We start from the raw sequence: 26094 nt of genomic DNA, 5'->3' as shown, positions 1-26094 counted from the left end.
AGGTAACCATCAATCACCACAAGGACATCACAATGGCAGGACTCAATAAAGTCGTCGGCAGTTACGAGGCGGCACTGGCCGGGCTCACCAGCAACATGACCATCATGGTGGGCGGTTTTGGCCTGTGCGGCATTCCCGAAGGACTTATCGCGCACATGGTCAAAATGGGCGTTAGCGGGCTGACCGCCATTTCCAATAATGCCGGGGTGGACGATTTCGGTCTGGGGCTGCTGCTACAACACCGGCAAATCGGCACCATGATAGCCTCTTACGTGGGCGAAAATGCCACCTTTGAGCGGCAGATGATCTCTGGCGAGCTCAATGTGATCCTGACCCCCCAGGGCACGCTGGCCGAGAAAATCCGTGCTGGCGGCGCCGGCATTCCGGCCTTTTTCACCGCTACCGGTTACGGTACGCCAGTGGCTGAAGGCAAGGAAACCCGGGAAATCCATGGCCGCCACTATGTGCTGGAAGAATCCCTGACGGCGGATTTTGCCCTGATCCGCGCCTGGAAGGCCGATACCATGGGCAACCTGATATTTCGCAAGACCGCCGCCAACTTCAACCCCATGATGGCCACCGCCGGTAAAATCACCGTGGCCGAGGTGGAAGAGATAGTCGAGCCGGGAGCGCTGGACCCCAATGACATCCATACACCGGGCATTTATGTGGACAGGGTCATCAAGGGCGTGTTCGAAAAACGTATCGAGCAACGCACCGTCAAACAGGCCTAAAGGCAGGAGAGCAACATGGCACTTTCAAGAGAACAACTGGCCCAGCGGGTCGCCAAGGAACTGAAAGACGGTTACTACGTGAATCTGGGCATCGGCATTCCCACACTGGTGGCCAACTACATCCCCGAGGGCATGCAGGTAATGCTGCAATCGGAAAACGGCCTTTTGGGCATGGGCGAGTTTCCCACCGAGGAGACGCTGGATCCGGATCTCATCAATGCCGGCAAACAGACCGTTACCGCGGTGAAAGGCGCATCTTTCTTCTCCAGCGCCGAGAGTTTTGCCATGATCCGCGGCGGCCATGTGGATCTTACCGTACTGGGCGCTTTTGAGGTGGATGTTGAAGGCTCCATCGCCTCCTGGATGGTGCCCGGGAAATTGATTAAAGGCATGGGCGGCGCCATGGATTTGGTGGCCGGAGCCGATAACATCATTGTCACCATGATGCACGCCGACAAGCAGGGCAACTCCAAGCTGCTGAGCAAATGCGAATTGCCGCTTACCGGTTATGGCTGCATCAAGCGGGTATTGACAGACTTGGCCTTTATCGAGATAAAAGACGGTGCCTTTCACCTGCTGGAACGGGCGCCTGGAGTAAGCGTTGAGGAGATTGTGGCCAAAACCGCAGGCAAGCTCATCATCCCAGAGCAGGTGCCGGAAATGCAGTTATAAGCTGCAACCTCCCCGGTTAAGGCCGCAGCGGGTAGTGCGCTGCGGCTGACAATCCCCGGCCGTCATGCCCCATCATACCCCATGCAACGGCTGTTTCCATACCGCCACAGTGCGCCTTGTGCTGTATCATGTCATTGATTAGGCTGATAACTACCGATACAGCTAAAGTACAGGGAGCCTGCGCCAATATACGGCAGTTGAAACAGGTGATTGGGTGTATGATGACGCGAACTGATGTCACACATAGCTGGCATTGTTGCGTTATCTATTTGATTGCTCGGCACCTTTTTTAAAGATTTTATATGCATTGCCGCCATGGTTCATCTGGCACTGCATGCCGCTCACGTCTGCAAGGATGAAAAGATGATGAAAAAAACCAATTGTTTCCCGCTGTTAATGGCCGCCCTGCTCAGCTTGGGCGTCAGTGCCTGTAACAAACCTGCTGATACATCGGCCCAAGCCGAGGTTGAAAAAACCGCAGCACCGATAGCCAGCGGGGATACCAGCCAAAATGCACTGGACTGGAACGGCCGCTATCAGGGCACACTGCCCTGTGCGGACTGTGAAGGCATTGAAACCAGCCTGACCTTGAATCTTGATGGCAGTTATCAATTGCAGCAACGCTACCTGGGACGGGAGCAACCGGCTCACCAGGATGTTGGCAATATCCGTTGGGATGCCAGTGGCAGTAAAATCACCTTGATGGACGGCAGCCAATTTATGGTGGGCGAAAACCAGCTGTTTATGCTGGATCAAAACGGCCAGCGCATTGAGGGCAATCTGGCTGCCCATTACCGTTTGGCAAAACAGCAATAAGGCATTGAAAATACCGCGCCGGCGAGAGCCCATAGCCTGCGCACCCTGATTGATATAGGAGAGATGCCCATGACTTTTATGACGTTGTGTCAGCCGCGCTGCCGGAGCAAAATTTTGCCATGGCTGGGAATGGTATTATCCAGTGCCATGTTGCAACCTGCCATGGCAGCAGCGCCGGTAACGGAGGCCGCCAATCCGATGCCGCTGGCCACCCAGTTGGTACAACAAGCCAAAGCTGAGTGTGCAGCCATCAATAACGGCCAGTTTGCCACCTCGGAACACACCATCACCCTCCATGACATTACCGGCGATGGCCGCCCGGAAGAGTTTGTGGACGGTTCACAGTTTTCCTGCTCCAGCGCCATCATGTGGCGAGGCAGCGGTGGCTCGCCATTGTGGGTCATAGTGGATGGCAAAGCCCATCAGTTTTTGGCCCAACGCTGGAAAGTGGTACACATGGACAAGCAACCCATATTGCTGCTGTCGGTCTACTTTTCCCAATGCAGCGATACCGTTGCGCCCTGTTACCGGGCACTGGTCTGGGATGATGGTGATTTTGTTTCCACCCGCCGCCCGCTGTGAATTCAAATAACCCAACATCAATAATGGGGCGCGATTAATCCGCCCGAGTTGTAAACAAGGATGTGATTATGAATCATAAAGTCATTGTGTTAATCAGCGCACTCGTCATGGTGCTGCTCGCCAATGCGGCACAAGCCTGCACCAGAGCGGTGTATGTGGGTGAGCAACAACTGGTGCTCACCGCTCGCTCCATGGACTGGCGCGATGAAATTCCGGCAAACCTGTGGCTGTTCCCCAGAGGGATGCAGCGCCACGGTGCGGTAGGTGACAACTCCGTTACCTGGACCTCCCGCTACGGCAGCCTGGTGACCAGCGCTTTTGATATTGCCAGCACCGATGGCATGAATGAAAAGGGCTTGGTGGCCAATCTGTTGTGGTTGGCCGAATCCCGTTATCCGGCGTACACCGGTGCCCAAAAGGGGCTGTCGGTTGCCGCCTGGGTGCAGTATGTGCTGGATAACTTTGCCACCGTCACCGAAGCGGTAGAGGCGATGCGTGATGAGCCGTTTGTGGTGGTTTCCGCCAACATTCCGGGTACAGACCGTTTTGCCACCTTGCATCTGTCCATTTCCGATGCCAGTGGTGATAGCGCCATTTTTGAATACATTGACGGCAAGCTGGTCATCCATCACAGTCCTGAATACCGAGTGATGACCAACTCTCCCATTTTTGAAAAGCAGTTGGCGCTGGATGATTACTGGCAACAGATTGGCGGTCTTACCATGCTACCCGGCACCAACCGCGCCGCCGACCGTTTTGTGAGAGCCTCCTTTTACATGGATGCCATTCCCAAAACCGCCGACACCCGCATTGCGGTTGCCAGTGCCTTTAGCGTGATCCGTAACGCTTCCGTGCCATTTGGCATTTCATCAGCCACCGAGCCCAACATCTCGTCAACTCGCTGGCGCACGGTCTCGGATCACAAGCATCTGGTGTATTATTTTGAAACCGCATTAACCCCCAACACCTTCTGGGTGGAGATGAAAGACATCGACTTCAGCCAAGGGCAACCCGTTAAAAAGCTGGTGGTTAATCACAAGAGCGTGTACGCAGGCAATGCACTGGCACAATTTAACGATGCCAAACCGTTCACCTTCGCCGGATTGTGATATTTTTGCCCCATCGGTTTTGAAAACGGACTGATGGGGCTTATAGCGACCGTTTAACCTCACCCTGAGGCAACCATTCAAGGAGCCACTCATGACCCATGACACCCGCGATAATGCCATCCCTCATGAAGGAACGCCCAGGGATTACAGTGAGCAAACCTACCGTTTTTATTTTGAAGTGGGGGAATTTCAGGGAAAAGCCCTGGGGATTATCAGTGCGTTTGTGGGCAGCCACCATGCCAAACGCATCGTTACCTTGCCTTTTGGTTATGAACTGGATTTACCCATACAGTGCGTGCCGGACATTGCAAAATTGCTCAGTATGCAAAATATTGCGATATATCAAATTGTTAAATATGAGAAAACCGATACCCAATGGCGTTGAAACACTCGCGCCATGACGAAGGCAGCCAAGTACGGAATGATTTATCAACATCATCATGTTGGTAAATCATGGTGTTGACTGTATCCCGCCGCGCTATTTACACTGCCAGAACCAACGACGCCCTTAAGCCAAAACCTGATGTGAAGATGGCCTGCCACTGATGACGACCTTACGCAAACACCGTGGATTCACACTGCTGGAACTGGTCATGGTGATGATTATCATCGGGCTACTGGCCGTCATTGCAACCCCGCGCTTTATGGGGTTGTCCCGTGAGGCGCACATTGCCAGTTTAAAACAGGCACGGGCGGCCGTTGTGACCACCATGCAGCTGTTCCACAGCAAAACGCTAACACTGGGCATTGAAAAACAATCTGTACCGCTAGCCCTTGATGGCGTTGGCTACTGGAATCACTGGGGCTATCCCCATGTCAGAAACAATGCCAGAGACCGGCCTGGCATTATTGTACTGGCGGGCATAAAACCCGATGAGTACCACCTGCAATATGAGGATGTGATCAGCCATACAGGTACGGACAAAGTCAAAATATCCCCCAAGGGTACGCCAACGCCCAGTCGTTGTTATGTGGCTTACCTGCAGGCCGTGGATGCCAATACCCCGCCGGTGCTTACCGAAGACTTTTCCGGCTGCTAACCTTGCCCCCGGTTTCCGCTAAGGAGTTTTCGTGACGAACGCTTATTGTGCATCACGCAAAAAGACCGGCGCCTTTGCGGTGGACTGCTCAGCACAATAGTAATAGCCGGCTTCATTGAACTGCAATACGCCATCCAGCGTGGTGATGTTATGTTCGAGCAAATAACGCGCCATCATGCCCCGGGCTTTTTTTGCATAAAAACTGATGATTTTGTATTGGCCGTTTTTTTCATCCTTGAACACGGGAGACACCAAGCGCCCCTGCAGCTTGGCTGGGCGCACCGCCTTGAAATACTCATTGGATGCCAGGTTTATCAGCAAGTCATCCTCTTGCGCGGCCAAAGCCTGATTGATGCCATCCGTAATCACATCCCCCCAGAATTGATACAGATTTGCCCCCTTGTCCGTCACCAATGGCCGCCCCATTTCCAGGCGGTAGGGCTGCATCAAGTCAAGCGGCCTTAATATTCCGTAAAGCCCTGACAATATGCGCAAATGCTGCTGTGCCGCCTGCACTACCTCGGCAGACATGCCATCGGCATCAAGCCCTGTGTAAACGTCACCACGAAAGGCATATAACGCCTGTTTTGCATTCGACAGGGAAAACGGCGGCCGCCACTGGGCAAACCTTGCGGCATTGAGCCCGGCAATTTTATCGCTCACTTTCATCAACGAGGCGATGTCTGCCGGTGTAAGCTTGCGACATACCGCCATCAGGGCTTCGCTATAGGTCAGATATTCCGGCTGGGAATAATCAGTCACTGCTGCAGGCTGTTCAAAGTCGAGGGTTTTTGCAGGGGAGATCAGAATTAACATCAGCGACTCCATATGGATTATTTGCCAACTATAATACTGATCCATAATAAAAAAACCACGCACTAAACGCGTGGTTTTTTCGATGGGGTTAAACGGTTTCAGATGTTGGCTTTAACCGGTACGGCCTCTTCCACTGTTTTTGCCGGTTCACCGTTCCAGATGTCTTCAGCAATCTGCGCCTGCAGATCTGGAAACTTGCGCTTATCAAATACCGGCGTCACACCGGCATAGAGCTGCTCGCGGTAATCATTAATTACCCGCATGGCCACACCGGACAACAATACCAGCGCCAGAATGTTCACCAGCGCCATCAAGCCCATGGACAAGTCGGCCAGGTGCCAAACCACGGAAATCTTGGCCACCGCGCCAAACATCACCATGCACAACACCAGCAATTTGAAGATCAAAATGGCTTTGCGGCTGTTACCGGTAAGGAACAGCACGTTGGTTTCCGCGTAAGAGTAGTTGGCAATGATGGAGGTAAAGCAAAACAGCAAAATGGAGCCAGCAACAAACAATCCGCCCCAAGTGCCCACATGATGGGTCAAGGCGCTAATGGTCAGTTGAATGCCGTCTTCAGACGTGGCCGTGCCCCATTCCCCCGAAAGCAGAATGATGGCCGCAGTGGCACTACAGATGACAATGGTATCCATGAACACGCCTACCATCTGCACAAACCCTTGGGATGCCGGATGATTGGGGGTGGGAGAGGCACTGGCGGCCACGTTGGCCGCACTGCCCATGCCGGCTTCATTGGAAAACAAGCCTCTGGCAATCCCCGCCTGCAATGCCTGGGAGGCAGTATAGGCCACGCCGCCCGCCGCCACTTCTTGCCAGCCGAAAGCGCTTTTGACAATCAAGACAATAATGCCGGGCAATTGGCTGATGTTCATGGCGACCACCACAAAGGCTATCGCAATGTAGGCCAGCGCCATAATGGGCACAATCACTTCTGATACCCGGGCCACTTTACGCAAGCCCCCCATGATCACCAACGCACTGGCAACCACCAGGAAAACGCCAATCCATTCTGGCTGCCAACCAAACACACCGCTAAACGCGCCGGTAATGGTATTGGCCTGCACCGCATTAAAGACCAGCCCGAAAGAGATGATAAGGAAAATGGCAAACAGCACGCCCATCCAGCGTTGTCCCAATCCCTTTTCCATGTAATAAGAGGGACCACCACGGAACTGACCGTCCTTGTCCCGCACCTTATAGACCTGTGCCAGGGTGGATTCAACCATGGCGGTCGCCATCCCCAGCAGCGCAATGACCCACATCCAGAAAACAGCGCCCGGCCCTGCCGTGCTTACCGCCACTGCCACACCGGCCATATTGCCCGCACCCACACGGGCCGCCATACTGGTGCAAAATACCTGAAATGAAGACAAACCACTTTCACAACCTTCACGGCTGGTCACCATAAGTTTGGCGGAATGACCAAAATGCGTGATTTGAATAAACAGTAATCTGACCGTGAAATACAGACCCGCGCCTACCAGCGCATATACCAATAATTTTCCCCACAGCAGGGAATTTAGGAAATTAACAATAGTTTCAACCATGAGTGTAACTCAATGGCGACAACAGCAAGCATTCCAAACGAACACCACCGACGCAACCAAAGATCCCTCCCAATAAACACAAAATAGACAACGGGTGCGAATTATCGACAATACTCGCGACAGCGCAGTGGGGTTCCAGTAACCCACGCCGACACAAGGCTCAGCAGCATCGCAACCACCTTATTGTTTTTCTTATAATTTTACTTGTATGTACAAATTTCCATTTCGTTTGTAGATGGCACGAAATCACCACTGTTTGCATGTAAAAACGGGCGATTTACCATCAACTACCCTATTAGGCAGACTCCCCAATCTAACCGAAACAAACGCCTTAATACAAACCTGTTAAAGGCATATTACAGATCAATATCATCTTTATGATTAATCATCAAGGAAATAACAGTTATTATGAATTTTCATCAGGTATTAAACCGAAAATATAGAGATAATCCATAACATCATAATGATTAATATATAAGCAACATATTGGCAACAACAAGACCTGTACCCCACATACAGTTCTGGATTTAAAACATTGTCGTCCCCGTGACATTTCCCAAAAATAAGCGGTTATCCGCATTTCTTTTTAATGGGATAATTTTCCTGAGATTTATTGCGCGGGATCATGGATGAAATTAACTCAACACATCTTTTGAATTTACTCTATATTTACTTCTGCTAAACATACTAACCACAAACATGAGGGTTTTTATGGTATTAGTGGAAAGTTCCTTTCCTAAGTTAGATAATGCTTATAGTTAGATAGCTATAGGAAGATCTCTTCTAAGGCTGAGCCATACGGCCAACAACTTCAAAGGACGTGGAGAAAATGATGAACGCAAAATTAACTTCTTTGTTACTGCTGTCAGCGCTGCCATTAACTGCTGCTGCTACAGAACAGGAGCTGACCCCCTGGTATGTAGGTGCCGGTGTTGGCATCAACAACTACCAACCCAACTGTGATCAGAAAACCATGAAAACCTGTGGCGATGATGACCCATATGCATGGGATGTCTTCGGTGGTTACATGTTTAATGATTACTTTGGCGTAGAACTGGGTTATCGCAATCTGGGCCGCGCCCAATGGACTGACTATAACGACATTCAGAATGACGCAGGCGTGCGTGGTGCCACTCTGGGGCTGGTAGGCTTTTGGCCTTTTGCCCAGGACTGGAGCCTGTCTGCTGAAGCTGGTGCAATGAACTACCTGATTTCCAACAAACGCCAATGGGGCACCAACTACTACAGTGACAAGGGATATGCCCCTTATTTGGGTATGGGTGTGGGTTATAACCTCACTGAAAACCTGAAACTGCAGGCCAAATATCGCCGTTACGAAAACCTGGATGAGGAAAAGTGGAATACCCTCAACATGGAAAGCAACTATTGGGGGCTGGAACTGAGCTATCGCTTCGGTCATAGCAAGCCAATGGTTGCCACACCGGCACCGGAACCTGTCATGGCACCCGTTGACAGTGATATGGACGGTGTTAACGACGATATGGATCAATGCCCGAACACTCCGGCAGATCACAAAGTTGATGCAAACGGTTGTTCCGTTTACATGGAAAAAATGGAAACCCTGGAAATTGCCACCCAGTTCAACAACAACTCTTCCATGTTGACATCCCACTCTCTGGAAGATGTGGAAAAAGTGGCACACTACATGAACAAGTATCCTAATGCCGATCTGGAAATTTCCGGCCACGCCTCATTGCCAGGCAAAGCCAGTTACAACCAATGGTTGTCCCAGAAACGTGCGGATACCGTAGCTAACATGCTGGTTGACAAATACGGCATTTCAGCTTCCCGCATTACCGCCAAGGGCTATGGTGAATCTCAGCCGCTGATGCAAGGCAGTTCTGCAGAAGCCAATGCTGCCAACCGCCGCATTGAAGCCAAAATCACCTTCAAAGACAAGCAACCCATGCTGAAATAAGTCTGGTGTTGATTAAAGCCGCTGAAGTCAGCGGCTTTTTTTATTACATATCCGCTAAAAATCATCCCCGACTCCCATTAAATTGACATATTATTGCAACCATTGATTAATATTTAACCAACAAGCAATGATTTTTCATTGTGCAATTGGCAAGATGCCGCAAAATCACTTCTAATAGGTAATACGCGAATAAGGGCAAAACACGGAGTAAAGGACGTTACCTATGGGAAATACACTTGAGCAACTGAAATCCATGACCACCATAGTTGCAGATACCGGCGATATCACGGCCATAAAACGCTATCACCCCGAAGACGCCACCACCAATCCGTCGCTGATCCTCAAAGCCGCACAAATTCCTGAGTATGCCAGCCTGATTGATAATGCCATCCTCTGGGCAAAACAGCAGAGCCAAGACCCGGCCAGCCAACTGACTGATGCCGCCGACAAACTGGCCGTCAATATCGGGCTTGAGGTATTGAAACTTATCCCCGGGCGCATCTCTACCGAAGTGGATGCCCGCTTGTCCTTTGACCAGGTAGCCTCCGTCAAAAAAGCCCAGCGTTTAATTCAGCTGTATCAGGATGCCGGCATTGATAAATCCCGCATTCTCATCAAGCTGGCAGCCACCTGGGAAGGCATCTGCGCTGCAAGAGAACTGGAACAACAGGGCATTAACTGTAACCTCACCTTGTTGTTCAATTTTGCCCAGGCCCGCGCTTGTGCTGAAGCCGGGGTATTTCTGATTTCCCCCTTTGTCGGACGCATTCTGGACTGGTATAAAAACCATACAGGGCAAGAGTATCAGGCCAGTGACGATCCGGGCGTATTGTCTGTCAGCAAGATTTATCAATACTACAAAACCCACGGCTATAGCACTGTGGTCATGGGAGCCAGCTTTCGCAATATTGGCGAAATTCTGGCATTGGCAGGATGTGACCGCCTGACCATCGGGCCATCACTACTGGAAGAACTGAGCCACAGTGATCAGCAGATTTCACGCAAGCTGCAACCAGAGACCACAATCCTGCCGGCGCCAGCGCCAATGACGGAAGCGGAATTTCGCTGGGCATTGAATGAAGATCCCATGGCAGTGGAAAAACTCGCTGAAGGCATTCGTAATTTTGCCGTGGATCAACGCAAGCTTGAACAACTCCTGAGTGCAAGACTCGGCTGAAAACCCGATAAAGGATTATAAGGTTAGCATGAGCAAACTGACACAATCACCCACGTGGCAAGCGCTGGCAGACGTCAGCGGGCAACTGCCCCATATGAGGCAGTTATTTGCCGCCGACCCCCTGCGTTTTAACAAGTTTTCCATCAAACAATGTGGCCTGCTGCTGGATTATTCCAAAAACCGTGTGAACGAACCGCTAATGCAGCAGTTGCTGCAACTGGCACAGGAAACCGGTTTACCCGCCAAAATTGCCGCCATGTTTGCCGGCGAGGCGATTAACACCACCGAGCAGCGTGCCGTGCTGCATACCGCGCTCAGGGCTCCGGCCGATGCAGTCATTAATGTAGACGGCGTCAATGTGGTGCCAAAAGTCCATGAGACATTGGCCCAAATGCGCCACTTTGTAGAGGCCTTATATCAGGGGCAATGGCGCGGCTGCACCGGAAAAACCATTACCGATGTGGTTGCCATTGGCATTGGTGGTTCGTTCCTTGGCCCCAAAATCATCTCGGAAGCACTGAAACCCTACTGGAACGGTAAGCTTAACTGCCATTTTGTGGCCAATGTGGATGGCAGCAGCCTGAGTGACAAACTGAAAACGCTGCAGCCGGAAACCACGCTGTTCCTGATGTCGTCCAAATCCTTTGGCACCCAGGAAACCCTGAGCAACACCCTCTCGGCCAAGGCATGGTTTTTGGCCCATGGCCATACCCAAGCCGATGTGGCACAACACTTTGCCGCCATTACCTCCAATGTGGCCAAGGCAACCGAGTTTGGCATTAACCCCGCCAACATTTTCCCCATGTGGGATTGGGTCGGCGGCCGTTATTCGCTGTGGTCCGCCATCGGCTTACCCATTGCCCTGCTGATAGGCATGGATAATTTCCACGCCCTTTTGCAGGGGGCTCACGCCATGGACCAACATTTTGCATCGGCTCCGCTGGCGCAAAACATGCCGGTCATCATGGGGCTACTGTCACTTTTGTATAACAATTTTCAAGGTGCCCAATCCCATGTGATCCTGACCTATGATCACTATCTGAGGGGACTTCCGGCTTACATTCAGCAGCTGGACATGGAAAGTAACGGCAAATCCGTTACCCAAGAGGGGAACCCCGTGGATTACACCACGGGGCCGGTGATCTGGGGCGGAGAAGGCACCAATGGCCAACATGCTTACCATCAACTGCTGCACCAGGGCACCGCGCTTATTCCGGCGGACTTTATCCTGCCACTCCAAAGCCATAATCCACTGGGACAACATCATGCCCAACTGGCCTCCAATTGTTTCGGGCAAACCCAGGCCTTAATGCAGGGCCGCACCTATGACGAGGCCTTGGCTGAGCTGGCAGGCTGCAAGCTCAGCCCCGAGGAGCAACAACGCATTGCCCGCCACAAGGTGATGGAAGGCAACAAGCCCAGCAACACCATCCTGATGGAGCAGCTGACCCCCACCAGCCTTGGAGCGCTCATTGCCCTGTATGAGCACCGAACCTTTGTGCAAGGCGCCATATGGGACATCAACTCCTTCGATCAATGGGGCGTGGAGCTGGGTAAAACCTTGGGAAATGATGTGCTCTCAAGGCTTGCGGCCGAGCAGGAATGCAACGCACTGGACAGCTCCAGTAACGCCCTGATAAACCTGTTCCGCAAAGGCCGCCTATAACGGCGCATCATCCTGAAATCCAACCGGCCTTTGGCCGGTTTTTTCATGATGGCCTCCGCTTTTTTGTAACTTAACCGTCTTGTCTATTTAACAAGGATGAAACATTAAACTTGCACCCTGTTTAGCAAATATGTTATTTAAATGCTGACAAAACATACAAAACGGGAGGTTGCCATGGATCATTTGGATTATGGTAGTGCGCTTGAGCAAGTGGAAGAAAGACCCAGCCGTTCTCGTGGTTCCAAAAAACGCAAATGGCGGGAAATTGAAGCGTTAAAGGAAAAACACCGCTTGATGCGGGAGCTTAAGGAAATCGACAGCAGCTTTGATGCCGACCTGGATACACTCCTGATTTAGTATGCTGAAAAAGAAAGGCCAAGGTTAATCCCCTGGCCTTTTTTGTTGCCCAGCACATGGGGCGTGTCCGGGCATAACGTTAGGCTTGTCAACAATCAGCGCAATTCCGCAGGCACGGCAAATACCGTGTCTTCTTCACGCCCTGCCACTTCTGTCACCACACTGGGGGCCAGTTTGGCAATGGCTTCAACTACCTGCTGTACCAGCACTTCCGGAGCTGATGCGCCTGCGCTAACGGCTACCTTGCTCACGCCATCAAACCAGGCGGTATCAATGTCATCCGCATTATCCAGCAGGTAAGCACGGGTGCCGGATTTCTGCGCCAGTTCTTTAAGCCGGTTGGAGTTGGAGCTGTTACGGGAACCCACCACAATCAACAGTTCCACGTCCGAGGCCATTTTTCGTACCGCATCCTGACGGTTCTGTGTGGCATAACAGATATCGTCTTTGCGAGGGCCTTCAATGCAAGGGAAACGCTGTTGCAGTGCGGCAATGATATTGATGGTGTCATCCACCGACAGGGTCGTCTGGGTAACGAAACACAGCTTGTCGGGATGTTTTACCTGCAGTTTGGCCACATCTTCCACCGACTCCACCAAATACACACCGCCTTCAGGGTTGTTGTACTGCCCCATGGTGCCTTCCACTTCCGGGTGCCCGGCATGGCCCACCAGGATGCATTCAACCCCTTTACGGCTGGCTCTGGTGACTTGCAGGTGCACTTTGGTCACCAAGGGACAGGTGGCATCAAACACCTTCAAGCCCCGCTGTTTGGCTTCGCTGCGCACCGCTTGCGAAACGCCATGAGCGCTAAAAATCACAATGCTGTCATCCGGGACCTGATCCAGCTCATCCACGAAAATGGCACCACGGCTTTTCAAGTCTTCCACCACGTAACGGTTGTGCACCACTTCATGGCGCACGTAGATTGGCGGAGAAAACAGTTCCAGCGCCCGCTCCACAATACTGATGGCCCGGTCAACACCGGCACAAAAACCGCGGGGATTGGCCAACAGAATTTGTAAGCCAGATGGCGGGGTTTTATCAGTCATCAGCAAGCTCCTGCAGCACTTCCAGTTGAAAAGTCAGTGTTTGCCCGGCCAGCGGATGGTTCATGTCCACGGTTACCGAGTCTCCGGCCACCTCCCGCACGATGCCGGGGATTTCTGTCCCATTGGCACCGGAGAACCCCACGATAACGCCGGGTTCCAGTGTCATATCCGCCGGAAAGCGTGCCCTGTCCATATGGTAGACATTGTCAGGATTCACCTCACCGAAGGCATCCTGTGGCGCCAAGGTAAAGCTGTGTTTATCCCCGCTTTTCAAGTCGGCCAATTGCGCCTCAAAAGCCGGGCTCAAACTGTTATCACCCAGATTCAGTCGCACAGGTTTATTGCTGGCACGGGTATTTTCCGCGGTTGATCCATCCTGTAACTGGATCAGCATATGACACAAAAGAGATCGCATGTTATTCCTTAATTCCGGGTTGGCTTTTCCTGCGCCTTATCTTCTGTAAAGGCGGCCCAAACAATGAGCACCGCTCCGACACAAATGGCAGAGTCCGCAATGTTAAACGCCGGATAGTGGCTGCCTTGCCAGTGAAAATCCAAAAAATCCACCACAAAGCCATGAACCAGTCTATCCACCAGATTACCCAGCGCGCCGCCGATAACCAGGGTATAGGCCGCTGACAAACGCCGCTCGTTGGCAGACAAACGCCGCAGCCATACGGTGAGCACGATGCTAAAACCCACGGCTATCAGGGTGAACAGCCAGCGCTGCCAACCGCCGGCATCATGCAAGAAGCTGAATGCCGCGCCGTAATTGCGCACATAGGTGAGGTTGAAAAACGGCAGTAACTGCACCGATTCGTATAACTCAAAATTAGCCAATACCCACTGTTTGGACAGTTGGTCAGCCACAAAGGCCAACACAACTATCCAGTACCAGCGCAGGCCGCTCTGTTTCCAGTCTGCAGGCATAGAAGACCTTAAGCGAACTGACGTTGTTCGCCTTCTCCTTCAATGTTAGTGACACAACGCCCACAAAGATGGGGATGCGCAGGATTTACGCCAACATCTTCACGATGATGCCAGCAACGTTCACATTTTTCGGCAGCGGATTTACGCACCTGCAGTTTCAGGGCGGCCAATTCAGTCTCGCTGGCATCTGTTGGTGCATCGGCAAGCGGCTGCACGCTAGCGGTGGATGTCAGCAGCACGAAGCGCAGTTCATCCCCAAGGGTTGTCAGCGCAGCCTGCAGGGCTTCATCGGCAAACAGCACCACTTCGGCTTCCAAGGCACCGCCAATCAGCTGCTCGCGACGCGCCTGCTCCAGAGCCTTGTTCACTTCATTACGCACCTGCTGCAACTGTTGCCAGTAGCTGTCGCTGAGATCATTTTCCAGCGTGACGGCACGTAAACCTTCATACCACTCTTGGGTAAAGACATAAGTGTCACGTTCACCCGGCAACAACTGCCAGATTTCATCGGCGGTAAAGCTGAGGATTGGCGCAATCCAGCGCACCATGGCTTCGGCAATCAGGAACAGGGCCGACTGACAACTGCGACGGGCATGACCATCGCCCTTGGCGGTGTATTGGCGATCCTTGATGATGTCCAGATAGAAACTGCCCAGTTCTACAGAGCAGAACTGCATCAGTTTTTGTACCACCACATGGAAACTGTAACTGTTGTAGGCTTCCAGCAACTCCTGCTGCAGTGCACTGGCCCGGCGAACCACCCAGCGATCCAGTGCCACCATGTCTTCAATGGCGATGGTATCGGTTTTCGGATCAAAGCCGTTGAGGTTGGCCAGCAGGAAGCGGGCGGTATTGCGAATGCGGCGATAGGCATCAGCACTGCGTTTGAGAATTTCGTCAGAAACGGTCATCTCACCACTGTAATCGGTAGAGGCTACCCACAGCCGTAAAATGTCCGCCCCCAGTTTGTTAATCACTTCCATGGGCGCGACCACATTGCCCAAGGACTTGGACATCTTGCGGCCTTTGGCATCGACGGTAAAACCATGGGTCAGCACCTGTTTGTAAGGGGCCTTGCCATTCATGGCGGTAGATAACATCAGGGATGACATGAACCAGCCGCGGTGTTGATCTGACCCTTCCAGGTACAAGTCCGCCGCCTGACCATGAAACTCTGGACGAGTGGCCACCACAGTGGAAAAAGTGGAGCCAGAGTCATACCACACATCCAGGGTGTCAGACACTTTACGGTAGTTGTCCGCATCCGCGCCCAGCAGCTCGGCCACGTCCAGATCCCACCATGCCTGAATGCCGTGCTGCTCAATGCGCTCTGCCACTTTTTCCATCAGCGCCACACTGTCAGGGTGCAGTTCATCGGTATCTTTATGTACAAACAGGGTAATGGGCACGCCCCAGGTACGCTGGCGGGAAATACACCAGTCAGGACGGTTGGCCACCATTTTCTCAATACGGCCTTCACCCCAGTCAGGGATCCACTGGGTGCGTTCGATTTCGTGCAGGGCATCCTGACGCAAGCCATTATTATCCATGGAGATAAACCACTGAGGTGTGGCCCGGAAGATAATGGGCGTTTTATGGCGCCAGCAGTGCGGATAGCTGTGACGATAAGCCTCATGATGCAACAAGGCACCGCGCGCTTGCAGCTCGGCCACCACATCATCGTTGGCTTTGAATACGTGTTTGCCGGCAAACAGTGGCGTGTCGTCTTTATAAACGCCGTTATCCCCTACCGGGTTGGCCACTTCCAGGCCATATTTCTGGCCGACAACAAAGTCGTCCTGACCATGGCCAGGCGCGGTATGCACCACACCAGTACCCGAATCAGTGGTCACATGGTCGCCCAGTACCACCGGCACAGTGAAATCATAAAACGGATGCTGGAAACGGATAAGCTCCAGTGCTTCGCCCTTGCAGCGACCGAGCACGCTAAAGGAGGTGGCGCCGTAACGTTGCAGACATTCTTCATAAAGCGCTTCGGCCAGTACCAGTGTTTGCTTGCCCTGTGGCAACTCTGCCGCCACCAGCACGTACTCAAGCTCTGGACTGACGCACAAAGCGCGGTTGGCGGGCATGGTCCAAGGCGTGGTGGTCCAGATGACCATGGCAGCACCGGTTCCATCACTTACCCCAAAGGCTGCAGCCACTTTGGCAGGTTCGGCAGCGGTAAATGCCACGTCAATGGCCGGTGAAGTGCGGTCTTCATATTCCACTTCGGCTTCTGCCAGCGCCGAGCCACAGTCGGTACACCAGTGCACCGGCTTGACCCCTTTTTGCAGGTGACCATTGCTGATCACTTTCGCCAATGAACGGACAATGTTGGCTTCAGTGTGATAGTTCATGGTGAGGTAAGGATTGAACCAGTCGCCCAGAACCCCCAACCGGATAAAGTCCTGCCGCTGTCCATCCACTTGGGTGGCCGCATACTGACGGCATTTTTCACGAAATTCGGCAGCGGAAATCTTTTTCCCGGGCTTGCCCACTTTCTGTTCGACTTTCAGTTCAATGGGCAAACCGTGGCAGTCCCACCCCGGCACGTAGGGTGCATCAAAACCCGACAGGGTTTTGGACTTGATGATAATGTCCTTGAGAATCTTATTGACTGAGTGACCAATATGAATGCTGCCGTTCGCATAAGGAGGGCCATCGTGCAGAATAAACATGTCACGGCCACTACGGCTGTTACGGATCTGCTGGTACAACTGGTCATCACTCCAGCGTTTCAGCATCTGTGGCTCACGGTTGGCCAGATTCCCGCGCATCGGAAACTCAGTTTCCGGCAGATTCAAAGTTGATTTATAGTCGCTCATTGATCCTTTACCATTCGTTTGGCTGATAACTCAGCCCGCATCATTGCTGAGTAAAGCTCTTGCTTCGTCAGCATCATTCATAATTTGTTTTTGCAGTGCATCCAGAGACTGAAACGGTTTTTCGTCCCGGATTTTTGCCACCAGTTCCACATCCACTCTCAGCCCGTAAATGTCTGCGGAAAAATCAAACAGATTGACTTCCAACAGGCAGTTTTGACCTTTTACCGTAGGGCGAAACCCGATATTGGCCACCCCATCATATTTTTCGCTGCCTTGCCACCACAGCCTGACCGCAAACACCCCGCGAACCGGTACGACCTGACGTTTGAGCAAGATGTTGGCAGTGGGAAATCCAAGCGTGCGCCCCAATTGCTGACCGTGCACCACCCGTCCCGACAAGGTGCACGGATGTCCCAGCAGGCGTCTGGCAAGCACCAGGTTACCCTTGGACAACGCCTCACGCACCATGGTGGAGCTGACCCGCTGATCGCCCACCAGAAAACTTTCGGTATTCACCACCGCAAAGCCATGGTGCAAGCCGGCATCTCGCAACATGTCAAAGTTGCCCCGGCGCTGCTGGCCGAAACGGAAATCATCGCCCACCACCAGATAGCGAACCCCCAGTTTATTGACCAGCAGGGATTCAATAAACTGTTCCGGCGGCAACTGGGCAAAGTGCTTGTTGAAGCGCACACATAACAGACGATCCACCCCCAGCTCAGCCAACAAGGCGATTTTATCCCGCAGCAAACTCAGCCGTGCAGGTGCGTTTTGCCCGGCAAACAGCTCTTGGGGCTGAGGCTCGAAAGTCATCAAGGTAGCTGGCAGCCCCAGTTGCCGGGCTTTTTTGACCAGATTGCCAATGACTTCGGCATGCCCGCGATGAACACCGTCAAAGTTGCCGATAGTCAGCACACAACCGCGATGGCGTGGCTGAATGTTATGTATTCCGCGAATCAGTTCCATCAATCAAATAACTGCACACAAGGAAATTGGCGGATTATATACCAGCTGCCGTGCATAATCAGCCCTTGAACGCCGGTTTACGCCATACCTTGCCGGCCAGCAATAAAATTACCAGAAAATAACTGCCGGCGCCGCCTGCAATGAGTTGCAGCAAATGCCACACCCGAAGATGCAGCGACCATTGCTGCCAGGTGTCAATGGTTGGAGAAAACCACACTAACAGCAGCACCATCAGCGCAACGGCAAATAACACCTTGAGCAGGAATACCAGCGTCTGACGGGTTACCCGGTACACTCCGGCCAAGTGCAATCCGCGGTACAGCAAGCCCGCATTCAACAGGGCCGACATGGAGGTGGCAATGGCCAGCCCCACATAACCGAAGGGAAACGCCAGGATGATGTTGAACCCCATATTGCTCACCATGGCGATGATGCCGATTTTGACCGGCGTTTTGGTGTCTTGCCGGGCATAATACCCAGGTGCCAGCACCTTAATCAGCATGAAACTCAGTAAACCGCAGCCGTAAGCCACCAAAGAGACCGAGGCCATGTTGACATCCTCAATATCAAACGCCCCCCGCATGAACAGCACCATCAACATGGGTTTGGCCAGCACAATCAATCCGGCCATGGCCGGAACCCCCAATAAAATCACCGCGCGAATGCCCCAGTCCATGGTGTGACTGAATTCGGCACTTTGTGCATTCACATGCTTGCGGGAAAGCGTGGGGAGGATCACCGTGGCAATGGCAATGCCAAACAATCCCAGTGGAAATTCCAGTAACCGGTCAGAGTAATACAGCCAACTGATGGAGCCCGTCATCAAGAAACTGGCAATAAAGGTATCCAGCAACAGGTTGATTTGTGATACCGACACCCCGAACAGCGCTGGCAGCATCAATTTGCGAATTTTGCTCACGCCCGGTTCATGCCAGCCCCAGCGGGGCCTGACCAACACCCGCTCACGCCACAAAAACGGAATTTGAAACAAAAACTGGATAATGCCGCCGGCAAACACCCCCCAAGCCAACCCGATTTCCGGCCGTGCCAGTTGTGGACTCAGCCAGATGGCCGCCGCAATAATCGCCACATTCAAAAATACCGGCGTAAATGCAGATACGGCAAAACGGCCGCGGGTATTCAAAATGGAACCGGATAACGCGGTAAAGGTGATGAACCACAAATAGGGAAAGGTGATTTTAAGCATCAGCGATGCCTGCTCGAATTTGGCGCCATCGGGCTCCTGATTCAGCCAAGCCACAAACCAGCCCGCACCGAACAATGCCGTCAGCAGCGGCGATGCCACCACCCCGATAAGGGTCACACACGTCACCACCACGCCCAAGGTGCCTGCCACTTTTGCCAGCAGTTGCCGCACCTCGTCATCAGTTTTGGTCTCCTGATACTCGGTCAGTACCGGTACAAAAGCCTGGGCAAATGCGCCCTCGGCAAACAGCCGCCTTAAAAAATTGGGAATTTTATTGGCAAAGAAAAACACGTCGGCACTGACCCCAGCGCCCATCAGGTTGGCAACCACCACATCCCGGATTAATCCCAAAATACGCGACATCAGGGTCATAACACTGACAATCAACCCTGAACGCACCAATTTTCTGCTCAATCAGACTCCCCCGAAAGCCAAAGACCGGCAAGCGGGACAACTCTCAAAATTTCCATAGGAGCCCTGTCACATAGCGGCAATAACTGTTAGAATGCGCCCCATCTTACACGAGTTGGGTTGAGGAAAGCCAAATCGCCTGGGATTTATTTGCTTTTGTGGCGGATATTCCATCATTGTCGTTGACAAAAAGGTAAAAAACGGGCATCCTCCTCGGCCTTTAAAAGTCTTAATTCCCAGTTTTTAGGAGTTGCACCTTGGCTAATAGCAAGACTGCAAAGAAACGCGCGCTACAGTCTGAAAAGCGCCGTCAACACAATGCAAGCCGTCGCTCTATGATGCGTACTTATGTTAAAAAAGTTATCGCCGCTATCCGCGCTGGTGACCATAAAGCTGCTGTTGAAGCATTCGCTGCAGCACAGCCTATTCTTGATCGTATGGCAACCAAAGGCCTGATCCACAAGAACAAGGCTGCACGTCATAAGGCTCGTCTGAACGCCCGCATCAAAGCATTGGCTGCCTAATTCAGCACTTATGAAAAAAACCGGCGAAAGCCGGTTTTTTATTGCCTCATTTTCATGGCGCGGCAGTTCAGCATGCCATGTAACGGCAAATAAAAAAGGGTAGCAATCCGCTACCCAATAACAACAGAGTCAAGTCCATCTAAAAGAGTACAACTCGTCACAATCACAGTATGTTTACTACAGGCAGCATTGCCACGCACATCCGTGCCAGGCAACCTTAGCGATCACCAGCCACATGTGCCTGCCAACTCATCACATGATGAGCATTTAATGACAATAGATATTATCGAGTAACCGGATAATCTCTTTGACTTCTTCACTTTTCAAGGAATAGTAAACGGTCTGGGCTTCCTTACGGGTTGCCACCAGATTGTCTTTGCGCAACCAAGCCAGGTGTTGCGACAGTGCCGACTGACTCAACCCGAGTTTTTTGTTCATGTCCCCGACGCACATTTCCCCTTCATTCAAGAGATAACACAAAATAAATAAGCGCCTCTCATTGGCAATTGCCTTCAGCAATACGACCGCCTGGTCTGCTCGCTGTTGCATTAATTCTATATTCATAACGAGCCCAACTCTCCTTTAATAAATTCCGCCCCTAATATAGCCGTGGCTAAGGCACATAGTCGGGACGCATAGCACATTTTTTATTAGATGGTTTTTAAAAATGGGACACACGTTATAAAAAATAAGGAAAGTGATGAAAAAAAACATCGTAACGCCATGAAACATGGTCTAACCCTGTTGGTCATTGGTACGACCTCTCTTCATAACAGGGCATACAAATCAAATAGTTGTGAGCAATTATCCCTAGCAGCTTTCTCGACACATCACAACCGGTAAAATTGTAAAATCATCATCAAAGAAAAAATGTTCAGCACATGGCAAAAACCGCGAGCCTTATTTCAAAACCGCCACAAAGCTGGCTGGCAAATAGCCGCCTGATAACGCTACTGCCGTAATGGCCATGATATAGAAGCGCAATACAAGAATGACCTTTTTGGTGCCAAGGCAATTCACGTTTATGGGTAAAAAAGCCATTTGTCTGAAATACTGAAACGCCTATCCATGACACAACAATTGTGTTTTATCTCACTGTTAAACATTAATAAAAAAGTTTTGAATCACAAAAAATCCATCTTGATATAAAACCTGGAACAACAAATAGTGATAATAAAGACTCTTATTTGTATTGTTATATAAAAATAATGGCGTGATTGCCAAACAATCACCTCAACTGCAATTCCCCGAATAATAAACCCGCCAAACAAGCCGCCGTCGCCACGTGCCCATTGGCGGTTAATCGAAAGGGATTGCACGGCTTCCAATGCGTCACAAACTTATTTGTGAGCTTTATCATCCTGGCTGTAGTAAAATCACCACAAACATCGCATTTTTCAGCTTTTATGCCTCAGGGGCAACAAGCGCCCCCCTAAATTCTGCGATAATTCGTTTCAGTGACATAAGTTTTAAATTCAGGCCAAATGATCCCCTTATTTGCAAAACCCGGTATTTTTGCCAGTTTCATATATCGTAACGCCCGCACCATTCATACGCTGAAAATCGCCCTGGCGCTCTATATCGTGGCGCTGTTAAATGCCATATGGCCGGTGCCGCACTTCATCTGGGCCATGGTCACCATTGTCATCATCATGATGGGGCTACCGCAGGTAGGCGGCGCCATTGAAAAGTCTTTGCAGCGGGCGGTGGGCACCCTGATAGGTTCGGCCTATGGCGTTTGTCTGGTGATTTTCATGGACAGCTACTGGGGCCTTATGGGGTTGTTGATTTTAGGGGTCTGCGTGGTGGTATTGCTTAACGCCGGCCGTTACAGCTATGCCTACCTTGTGACCGGGTTCACCATGATCATTGTCATTGGTGATGCGGATCATGACACCTCAGAAGCACTGTGGCGCAGTGCCAACATCCTGATGGGCTGCATTATCGCCATGCTGGTATCCCTGTGTGTCTTGCCCATCAAGGCCAAGCAGGACTGGCGCGCCCAGCTGGGCAAATCCTTTTCCCTGATGTCTGAAGTGCTCGGCAATCATGTCCAGGCTTCGTCCGATACCCAGTTGCCCTGCGAACGGGTCAAGCTGGAAAACGCCATGAAAGCCGTGCTGGCACAAAAGAAACTGTTTTTCTCGCTGGAGTGGGAAAGCCAGACCCTGAAAAAGCATCCGCAAATTCTAACCGAGTTGGCCAATGGGCAAATCCGGGTGATAACCCTGCTGGAACTGCTGCTGATGACCCGCTGGAAAGAGGAAGAAAATGAAGCCTACGACCGCATAAAACGGGTAGCGGTGCACTTGCAACAGGATTTTGCCATTTTGGCGGATTATGTCACCGGCAACACCTGCGAACGTCCCCAGTTGCCGGAAAAACTGGATCAACAACTGCAACAGCAGTTGTTGTCAGAGCAGCAGCCGCTGCCCACCCTGGATGATGAATTGGCGGCCTATCAGCATTTTGCCCATAACGGTTACAGCTGGCTGATTTACCAACTGGCATTGGCCCTGCTGGCCATCAATGAACAATTCGACCGTTTGGAAAAAGCCTACGAACGGCGGCAATTTTTGCTGCATAAGGCCATTAAGGAAAAAAACGTCAAGCAGCCACCCTCAAACGCCTAAACCGGGCGAAGGCATGCAAGGTTTGGCATTCGGACTGATAAAAGCACGCCATCAGGCGTGCTTCAGGGAAAATGTGGGTTAATCCCAAATAAGCTCCCGAAAATGCTTGCGACAGACAGACTCGTAACTTTCATTGCCACCAATGGCCACCTGTGCCCCTTGGCGCACCGGCCGCCCCTCGCTGTCTCGCCGAATGACCATATTGGCTTTGCGGCCGCAAAAACAGATGGTTTTCAGCTCCACTAATTTATCGGCCCAGGCCAACAGGTACTGACTGCCACAAAACAGCTCCCCTTGAAAATCCGTGCGCAAACCGTAGCACAGCACCGGGATGTCCCACTTATCCACCACAAACGCCAGCTGCTTCACCTGTTCCTTACTGAGGAACTGGGATTCATCCACCAATACGCAATGAAGGGGGTGCCGCTGGCGCTCGGCATCAATAATGGTTGTCAGGTTGTCCTGTTCATGAAAAATCAGCGCTTCACTTTCCAGCCCTATGCGGGAAGCCACTTTACCGGTGCCGAATCTGTCATCTATCGCAGGTGTCATGACCAGGGTATTCATGCCCCGTTCACGATAGTTATAGGAAGACTGGAGTAACGAGGTGGATTTTCCGGCGTTCATTGCCGAATAGTAAAAGTAAAGCTGAGCCAAAACTGCCGCTCCCTGAATATGAATGGCGGCATATTACTGCATTTACCGGCAAAAATCAGCGGTCATGCATCACTCTATGACGTTGCCATTGCAGCTTAAATGCAATCAACTTGTTACAATTTGATCCGTTTTTATGCCTCGGCGCAACGCCCTTTTTCAGTTTCGATTAAGTGGCGATTGTTAGCGTGCGGCGTTTACCTGCAAACGACTACGGAAGAATAACAATATGAGAAAGACTTTTTTAGCCATAGCACTAGGGCAAGCTCTGTTACTGACAGGTTGTACCGGCACCGATAACCTGTCAGTAACAGACACCACCGCACAGGCCACACAGCAAAACCCGCTGTTTCACGTAAGTCGGTTACAGTATCAGGCACCGGATTTCAGCATTATCCGCACAGAACACTTCCAGCCGGCACTGGAAGCGGGCATCAAGGCCCACGACAAAGAGATCCAGGCCATTGCCAGCCAATGGGCGGCGCCAACGTTTGACAACACCATTGTGGCACTGGAAAAATCAGGCGCTCTGCTTAGCCGCGCCTCATCCGTGTTTTATAACCTCAGCAGTGCTAACAGCAACGGGGACATCCGCCGCATTCAAAGTGAGATGGCACCCAAAATGGCGGCGCATACCGACAACATCAATCTCAATGCCAAGTTGTTTGCCCGTATCGACAAACTGTATCAGCAACGCCAGCAGTTAGGGCTCAACCCAGAGCAAATCCGACTGATTGAAGTGTATCACCAGCGCTTTGTATTGGCAGGTGCCAAGCTCAACGATGCCCAAAAAGCCCAAATCCGGCTGCTGAATGAAGAACAATCCAAACTCACCAATGAATTCCAGCAGCGGCTGATGCGCCTGAGCAAATCCAGCGCTGTCATGGTGGATGATATTGCCCAGCTCAGCGGCCTTTCCGAGTCGGCCATTCGCACGGCCGCCAATGCGGCCACCGCTGCCGGTCATGCCGGTAAATTCTTAATCAGCATCACCAATACCACCCGTCAGCCAGTGCTGGCCCAACTGCATAACCGGGAACTGCGCCAGAAAATTTGGCAGGCTTCGGCCAACCGCGGCTTGAGTGGCGATGATGAAACCGTCTCATTGGTGGCCCGCCTGGCTCAGTTGCGGGCAGAAAAAGCCAAACTGCTGGGGTTTGATAACTGGGCCAGCTACCGTTTGGCACCACAAATGGCCAAAACGCCAGAAGCCGTTTTTGAAATGTTCAGCTCCATGGTGCCAGCCGTGGTGGCCAATACCAAAAAAGAAGCCGATGCCATCCAGGCCATGATCCGCAAAACCGGCGCTGACTTCAAACTGCAACCCTGGGACTGGGCTTACTACGCCGAAAAAGTCCGCCAGCAACAGTACAATCTGGATGAGAGCAGCCTCAAGCCCTATTTCGAATTCAACCGGGTGCTGCAAGACGGTGTCTTTTATACCCTGAACCAGCTCTATGGTGTCACCTTTAAGCCGCGCCCGGATCTGCCGGTATATCACCCGGACGTCAAGGCCTGGGAAGTATTTGATGCCGATGGCAGCAGCCTGGCCATTTTTTACGGTGACTATTTTGCCCGTGAAGGCAAACGCGGCGGAGCCTGGATGAACTCATTCGTGCGCCAAAGTGGCCTGCTCGAGCAAAAGCCCGTGGTGGTCAATGTGATGAACATCCAAAAAGCTCCGGACGGTGAACCCACGTTTGTCAGCTATGATCAGGTCACCACCATGTTCCACGAGCTGGGACACGGCACCCATGGCATGTTCTCCAAAGTCACCTACCCCAGCCTGTCAGGCACTGCCGTATCCCGGGATTTTGTTGAATTTCCCTCCACTTTCGAAGAAGACTGGGCAGCCCATCCCAAAGTGCTGGCAAACTATGCCAAGCACTATAAAACCGGTGAGCCACTGCCGGCAGACATGCTCGACAAGTTACTGCGCTCACGCAGTTTCAACATGGGGTTTGATACCTTGGAATACATGTCTGCCGCCCTGCTGGATTTGGAATGGCACAGCTTGAGCGCCGATGCCCCGTTACAAAATGTGGCGCAATTTGAGGCCAGCGCGCTGGCAAAGCATGGCGTGAATTTGGCGGCAGTGGCACCACGTTACCGTTCCAGCTATTTTGCCCATGCTTTTCCCGGCGGCTATAGCGCCAGCTACTACGCCTACATGTGGAGTGAAATCTTGGCGGCCGATGCCTTTGCCTATGTGCAAACCCAAGGCGGGCTGGAGCGGGATATTGGCATGAAGTTTCGCAAGGCCATCCGCGAAGTGGGCAACAGCGTGCCCCCCATGGAGGCCTACCGTAATTTCCGCGGAAAAGAACCCACCACGGATGCGCTGCTGAAACGCCGCGGTTTGCTGTAAAAATGGGATGACATGGCAAAAGGCACCAGCCTTGTCCATGTAACG

The 26094-nt window shown here is 51.9% G+C and carries 24 protein-coding genes; 14 read left to right on the top strand and 10 right to left on the bottom strand.

Translation table 11 applies throughout. The annotated features are described in order from the left end of the window. Positions 1–32: 32 nt before the first annotated feature. The 7 genes from ACIDEJ_RS00895 to ACIDEJ_RS00865 all read left to right on the top strand — a co-directional run bounded on the left by ACIDEJ_RS00895 (position 33) and on the right by ACIDEJ_RS00865 (position 4953). The gene (locus ACIDEJ_RS00895; protein WP_411986208.1) at positions 33–734 is read left to right on the top strand and encodes a CoA transferase subunit A; all 702 of its coding nucleotides are present in this window, start codon (positions 33–35) and stop codon (positions 732–734) included. Positions 735–749: 15 nt separating this feature from the next. After that, entirely contained in the window at positions 750–1406 is a 657-nt protein-coding gene (locus tag ACIDEJ_RS00890; RefSeq protein WP_411986207.1) for a CoA transferase subunit B, read from the top strand. A 363-nt stretch (positions 1407–1769) separates the two neighbouring features. Further along, entirely contained in the window at positions 1770–2222 is a 453-nt protein-coding gene (locus tag ACIDEJ_RS00885) for a copper resistance protein NlpE (RefSeq protein WP_411986206.1), read from the top strand. Positions 2223–2351: 129 nt separating this feature from the next. Beyond that, on the top strand, positions 2352–2804 hold the full coding sequence (locus ACIDEJ_RS00880) for a hypothetical protein (RefSeq protein WP_411986205.1): 453 nt from the start codon (positions 2352–2354) through the stop codon (positions 2802–2804). 68 nt (positions 2805–2872) lie between these two features. Further along, entirely contained in the window at positions 2873–3913 is a 1041-nt protein-coding gene (locus ACIDEJ_RS00875) for a linear amide C-N hydrolase (protein ID WP_411986204.1), read from the top strand. Between the two features lie 91 nt (positions 3914–4004). Continuing rightward, positions 4005–4298: a hypothetical protein gene (locus ACIDEJ_RS00870; protein ID WP_411986203.1), complete on the top strand. Its 294-nt coding sequence runs from the start codon at positions 4005–4007 to the stop codon at positions 4296–4298. 160 nt (positions 4299–4458) lie between these two features. After that, positions 4459–4953 (top strand): type II secretion system protein, encoded by a 495-nt coding sequence (locus ACIDEJ_RS00865; protein WP_411986202.1) that lies wholly within the window; start codon positions 4459–4461, stop codon positions 4951–4953. A 42-nt stretch (positions 4954–4995) separates the two neighbouring features. Here the strand turns inward: ACIDEJ_RS00865 and yaaA are convergent, their stop codons facing one another. Further along, the gene (yaaA, locus tag ACIDEJ_RS00860; RefSeq protein ID WP_411986201.1) at positions 4996–5769 is read right to left on the bottom strand and encodes a peroxide stress protein YaaA; all 774 of its coding nucleotides are present in this window, start codon (positions 5767–5769) and stop codon (positions 4996–4998) included. A gap of 98 nt (positions 5770–5867) precedes the next feature. Further along, entirely contained in the window at positions 5868–7337 is a 1470-nt protein-coding gene (locus ACIDEJ_RS00855; protein ID WP_411986200.1) for an alanine/glycine:cation symporter family protein, read from the bottom strand. A gap of 829 nt (positions 7338–8166) precedes the next feature. Between ACIDEJ_RS00855 and ACIDEJ_RS00850 the strand changes: the two genes are divergently transcribed. The 4 genes from ACIDEJ_RS00850 to ACIDEJ_RS00835 all read left to right on the top strand — a co-directional run bounded on the left by ACIDEJ_RS00850 (position 8167) and on the right by ACIDEJ_RS00835 (position 12476). Next, entirely contained in the window at positions 8167–9276 is a 1110-nt protein-coding gene (locus tag ACIDEJ_RS00850; RefSeq protein ID WP_411986199.1) for an OmpA family protein, read from the top strand. A gap of 223 nt (positions 9277–9499) precedes the next feature. Continuing rightward, positions 9500–10453 (top strand): transaldolase, encoded by a 954-nt coding sequence (gene tal, locus ACIDEJ_RS00845; protein ID WP_411986198.1) that lies wholly within the window; start codon positions 9500–9502, stop codon positions 10451–10453. 28 nt (positions 10454–10481) lie between these two features. After that, on the top strand, positions 10482–12119 hold the full coding sequence (gene pgi, locus ACIDEJ_RS00840) for a glucose-6-phosphate isomerase (RefSeq protein WP_411986197.1): 1638 nt from the start codon (positions 10482–10484) through the stop codon (positions 12117–12119). A gap of 174 nt (positions 12120–12293) precedes the next feature. Further along, complete coding sequence (locus ACIDEJ_RS00835; RefSeq protein ID WP_411986196.1) at positions 12294–12476, top strand: DUF3545 family protein; 183 nt, start codon at positions 12294–12296, stop codon at positions 12474–12476. Between the two features lie 95 nt (positions 12477–12571). Here ACIDEJ_RS00835 and ispH read toward each other — a convergent pair whose 3' ends face one another. The 6 genes from ispH to murJ are packed head-to-tail and all read right to left on the bottom strand — an operon-like array spanning position 12572 to position 19873. Continuing rightward, on the bottom strand, positions 12572–13528 hold the full coding sequence (ispH, locus tag ACIDEJ_RS00830) for a 4-hydroxy-3-methylbut-2-enyl diphosphate reductase (protein WP_411986195.1): 957 nt from the start codon (positions 13526–13528) through the stop codon (positions 12572–12574). After that, positions 13521–13943 carry an FKBP-type peptidyl-prolyl cis-trans isomerase gene (fkpB, locus tag ACIDEJ_RS00825; RefSeq protein ID WP_411986194.1) on the bottom strand — a complete coding sequence of 141 codons (423 nt, stop codon included), beginning with the start codon at positions 13941–13943 and terminating at the stop codon, positions 13521–13523. The genes ispH and fkpB overlap by 8 nt, the downstream gene beginning before the upstream one ends. Positions 13944–13951: 8 nt before the next feature. After that, positions 13952–14458 (bottom strand): signal peptidase II, encoded by a 507-nt coding sequence (lspA, locus tag ACIDEJ_RS00820; protein WP_411986193.1) that lies wholly within the window; start codon positions 14456–14458, stop codon positions 13952–13954. A gap of 8 nt (positions 14459–14466) precedes the next feature. Then, positions 14467–17286 carry an isoleucine--tRNA ligase gene (ileS, locus tag ACIDEJ_RS00815; protein ID WP_411986192.1) on the bottom strand — a complete coding sequence of 940 codons (2820 nt, stop codon included), beginning with the start codon at positions 17284–17286 and terminating at the stop codon, positions 14467–14469. 30 nt (positions 17287–17316) lie between these two features. Beyond that, entirely contained in the window at positions 17317–18252 is a 936-nt protein-coding gene (gene ribF / locus ACIDEJ_RS00810) for a bifunctional riboflavin kinase/FAD synthetase (protein WP_411986191.1), read from the bottom strand. Between the two features lie 58 nt (positions 18253–18310). Next, positions 18311–19873, bottom strand: coding sequence for a murein biosynthesis integral membrane protein MurJ (murJ, locus tag ACIDEJ_RS00805; RefSeq protein WP_411986190.1), 1563 nt, complete (start codon positions 19871–19873; stop codon positions 18311–18313). Between the two features lie 254 nt (positions 19874–20127). Between murJ and rpsT the strand changes: the two genes are divergently transcribed. Further along, complete coding sequence (gene rpsT, locus ACIDEJ_RS00800; protein ID WP_411986189.1) at positions 20128–20394, top strand: 30S ribosomal protein S20; 267 nt, start codon at positions 20128–20130, stop codon at positions 20392–20394. A 267-nt stretch (positions 20395–20661) separates the two neighbouring features. Here the strand turns inward: rpsT and ACIDEJ_RS00795 are convergent, their stop codons facing one another. Then, on the bottom strand, positions 20662–20958 hold the full coding sequence (locus ACIDEJ_RS00795; RefSeq protein WP_411986188.1) for an ArsR/SmtB family transcription factor: 297 nt from the start codon (positions 20956–20958) through the stop codon (positions 20662–20664). Positions 20959–21881: 923 nt separating this feature from the next. Here ACIDEJ_RS00795 and ACIDEJ_RS00790 point away from each other — a divergent pair. Then, the gene (locus ACIDEJ_RS00790) at positions 21882–23027 is read left to right on the top strand and encodes an FUSC family protein (protein WP_411986559.1); all 1146 of its coding nucleotides are present in this window, start codon (positions 21882–21884) and stop codon (positions 23025–23027) included. Positions 23028–23105: 78 nt separating this feature from the next. On the opposite strand, the gene ACIDEJ_RS00785 is transcribed toward ACIDEJ_RS00790, so the two are convergent. Continuing rightward, positions 23106–23684, bottom strand: a complete 579-nt coding sequence (locus tag ACIDEJ_RS00785; protein ID WP_411986187.1) for a thymidine kinase — start codon at positions 23682–23684, stop codon at positions 23106–23108. A gap of 226 nt (positions 23685–23910) precedes the next feature. On the opposite strand from ACIDEJ_RS00785, the gene ACIDEJ_RS00780 reads away from it, so the two are divergent. Next, positions 23911–26049 carry a M3 family metallopeptidase gene (locus ACIDEJ_RS00780; protein ID WP_411986186.1) on the top strand — a complete coding sequence of 713 codons (2139 nt, stop codon included), beginning with the start codon at positions 23911–23913 and terminating at the stop codon, positions 26047–26049. Positions 26050–26094: the final 45 nt, after the last annotated feature.

The organism is Shewanella mytili (genome assembly GCF_046765975.1).
GTDB lineage: Bacteria > Pseudomonadota > Gammaproteobacteria > Enterobacterales > Shewanellaceae > Shewanella > Shewanella mytili.
The sequence above is the reverse complement of the archived record's forward strand: the minus strand, read 5'-3'. Positions and strand labels throughout refer to the sequence as shown.

Coding starts and splice junctions, on each gene's coding strand:
- ACIDEJ_RS00895 (WP_411986208.1), top strand. CDS start 33: ATGGCAGGACTCAATAAAGTCGTCGGCAGTTACGAGGCGGCACTGGCC.
- ACIDEJ_RS00890 (WP_411986207.1), top strand. CDS start 750: ATGGCACTTTCAAGAGAACAACTGGCCCAGCGGGTCGCCAAGGAACTG.
- ACIDEJ_RS00885 (WP_411986206.1), top strand. CDS start 1,770: ATGATGAAAAAAACCAATTGTTTCCCGCTGTTAATGGCCGCCCTGCTC.
- ACIDEJ_RS00880 (WP_411986205.1), top strand. CDS start 2,352: ATGGTATTATCCAGTGCCATGTTGCAACCTGCCATGGCAGCAGCGCCG.
- ACIDEJ_RS00875 (WP_411986204.1), top strand. CDS start 2,873: ATGAATCATAAAGTCATTGTGTTAATCAGCGCACTCGTCATGGTGCTG.
- ACIDEJ_RS00870 (WP_411986203.1), top strand. CDS start 4,005: ATGACCCATGACACCCGCGATAATGCCATCCCTCATGAAGGAACGCCC.
- ACIDEJ_RS00865 (WP_411986202.1), top strand. CDS start 4,459: ATGACGACCTTACGCAAACACCGTGGATTCACACTGCTGGAACTGGTC.
- yaaA (WP_411986201.1), bottom strand. CDS start 5,769: ATGTTAATTCTGATCTCCCCTGCAAAAACCCTCGACTTTGAACAGCCT.
- ACIDEJ_RS00855 (WP_411986200.1), bottom strand. CDS start 7,337: ATGGTTGAAACTATTGTTAATTTCCTAAATTCCCTGCTGTGGGGAAAA.
- ACIDEJ_RS00850 (WP_411986199.1), top strand. CDS start 8,167: ATGATGAACGCAAAATTAACTTCTTTGTTACTGCTGTCAGCGCTGCCA.
- tal (WP_411986198.1), top strand. CDS start 9,500: ATGGGAAATACACTTGAGCAACTGAAATCCATGACCACCATAGTTGCA.
- pgi (WP_411986197.1), top strand. CDS start 10,482: ATGAGCAAACTGACACAATCACCCACGTGGCAAGCGCTGGCAGACGTC.
- ACIDEJ_RS00835 (WP_411986196.1), top strand. CDS start 12,294: ATGGATCATTTGGATTATGGTAGTGCGCTTGAGCAAGTGGAAGAAAGA.
- ispH (WP_411986195.1), bottom strand. CDS start 13,528: ATGACTGATAAAACCCCGCCATCTGGCTTACAAATTCTGTTGGCCAAT.
- fkpB (WP_411986194.1), bottom strand. CDS start 13,943: ATGCGATCTCTTTTGTGTCATATGCTGATCCAGTTACAGGATGGATCA.
- lspA (WP_411986193.1), bottom strand. CDS start 14,458: ATGCCTGCAGACTGGAAACAGAGCGGCCTGCGCTGGTACTGGATAGTT.
- ileS (WP_411986192.1), bottom strand. CDS start 17,286: ATGAGCGACTATAAATCAACTTTGAATCTGCCGGAAACTGAGTTTCCG.
- ribF (WP_411986191.1), bottom strand. CDS start 18,252: ATGGAACTGATTCGCGGAATACATAACATTCAGCCACGCCATCGCGGT.
- ACIDEJ_RS00795 (WP_411986188.1), bottom strand. CDS start 20,958: ATGAATATAGAATTAATGCAACAGCGAGCAGACCAGGCGGTCGTATTG.
- ACIDEJ_RS00780 (WP_411986186.1), top strand. CDS start 23,911: ATGAGAAAGACTTTTTTAGCCATAGCACTAGGGCAAGCTCTGTTACTG.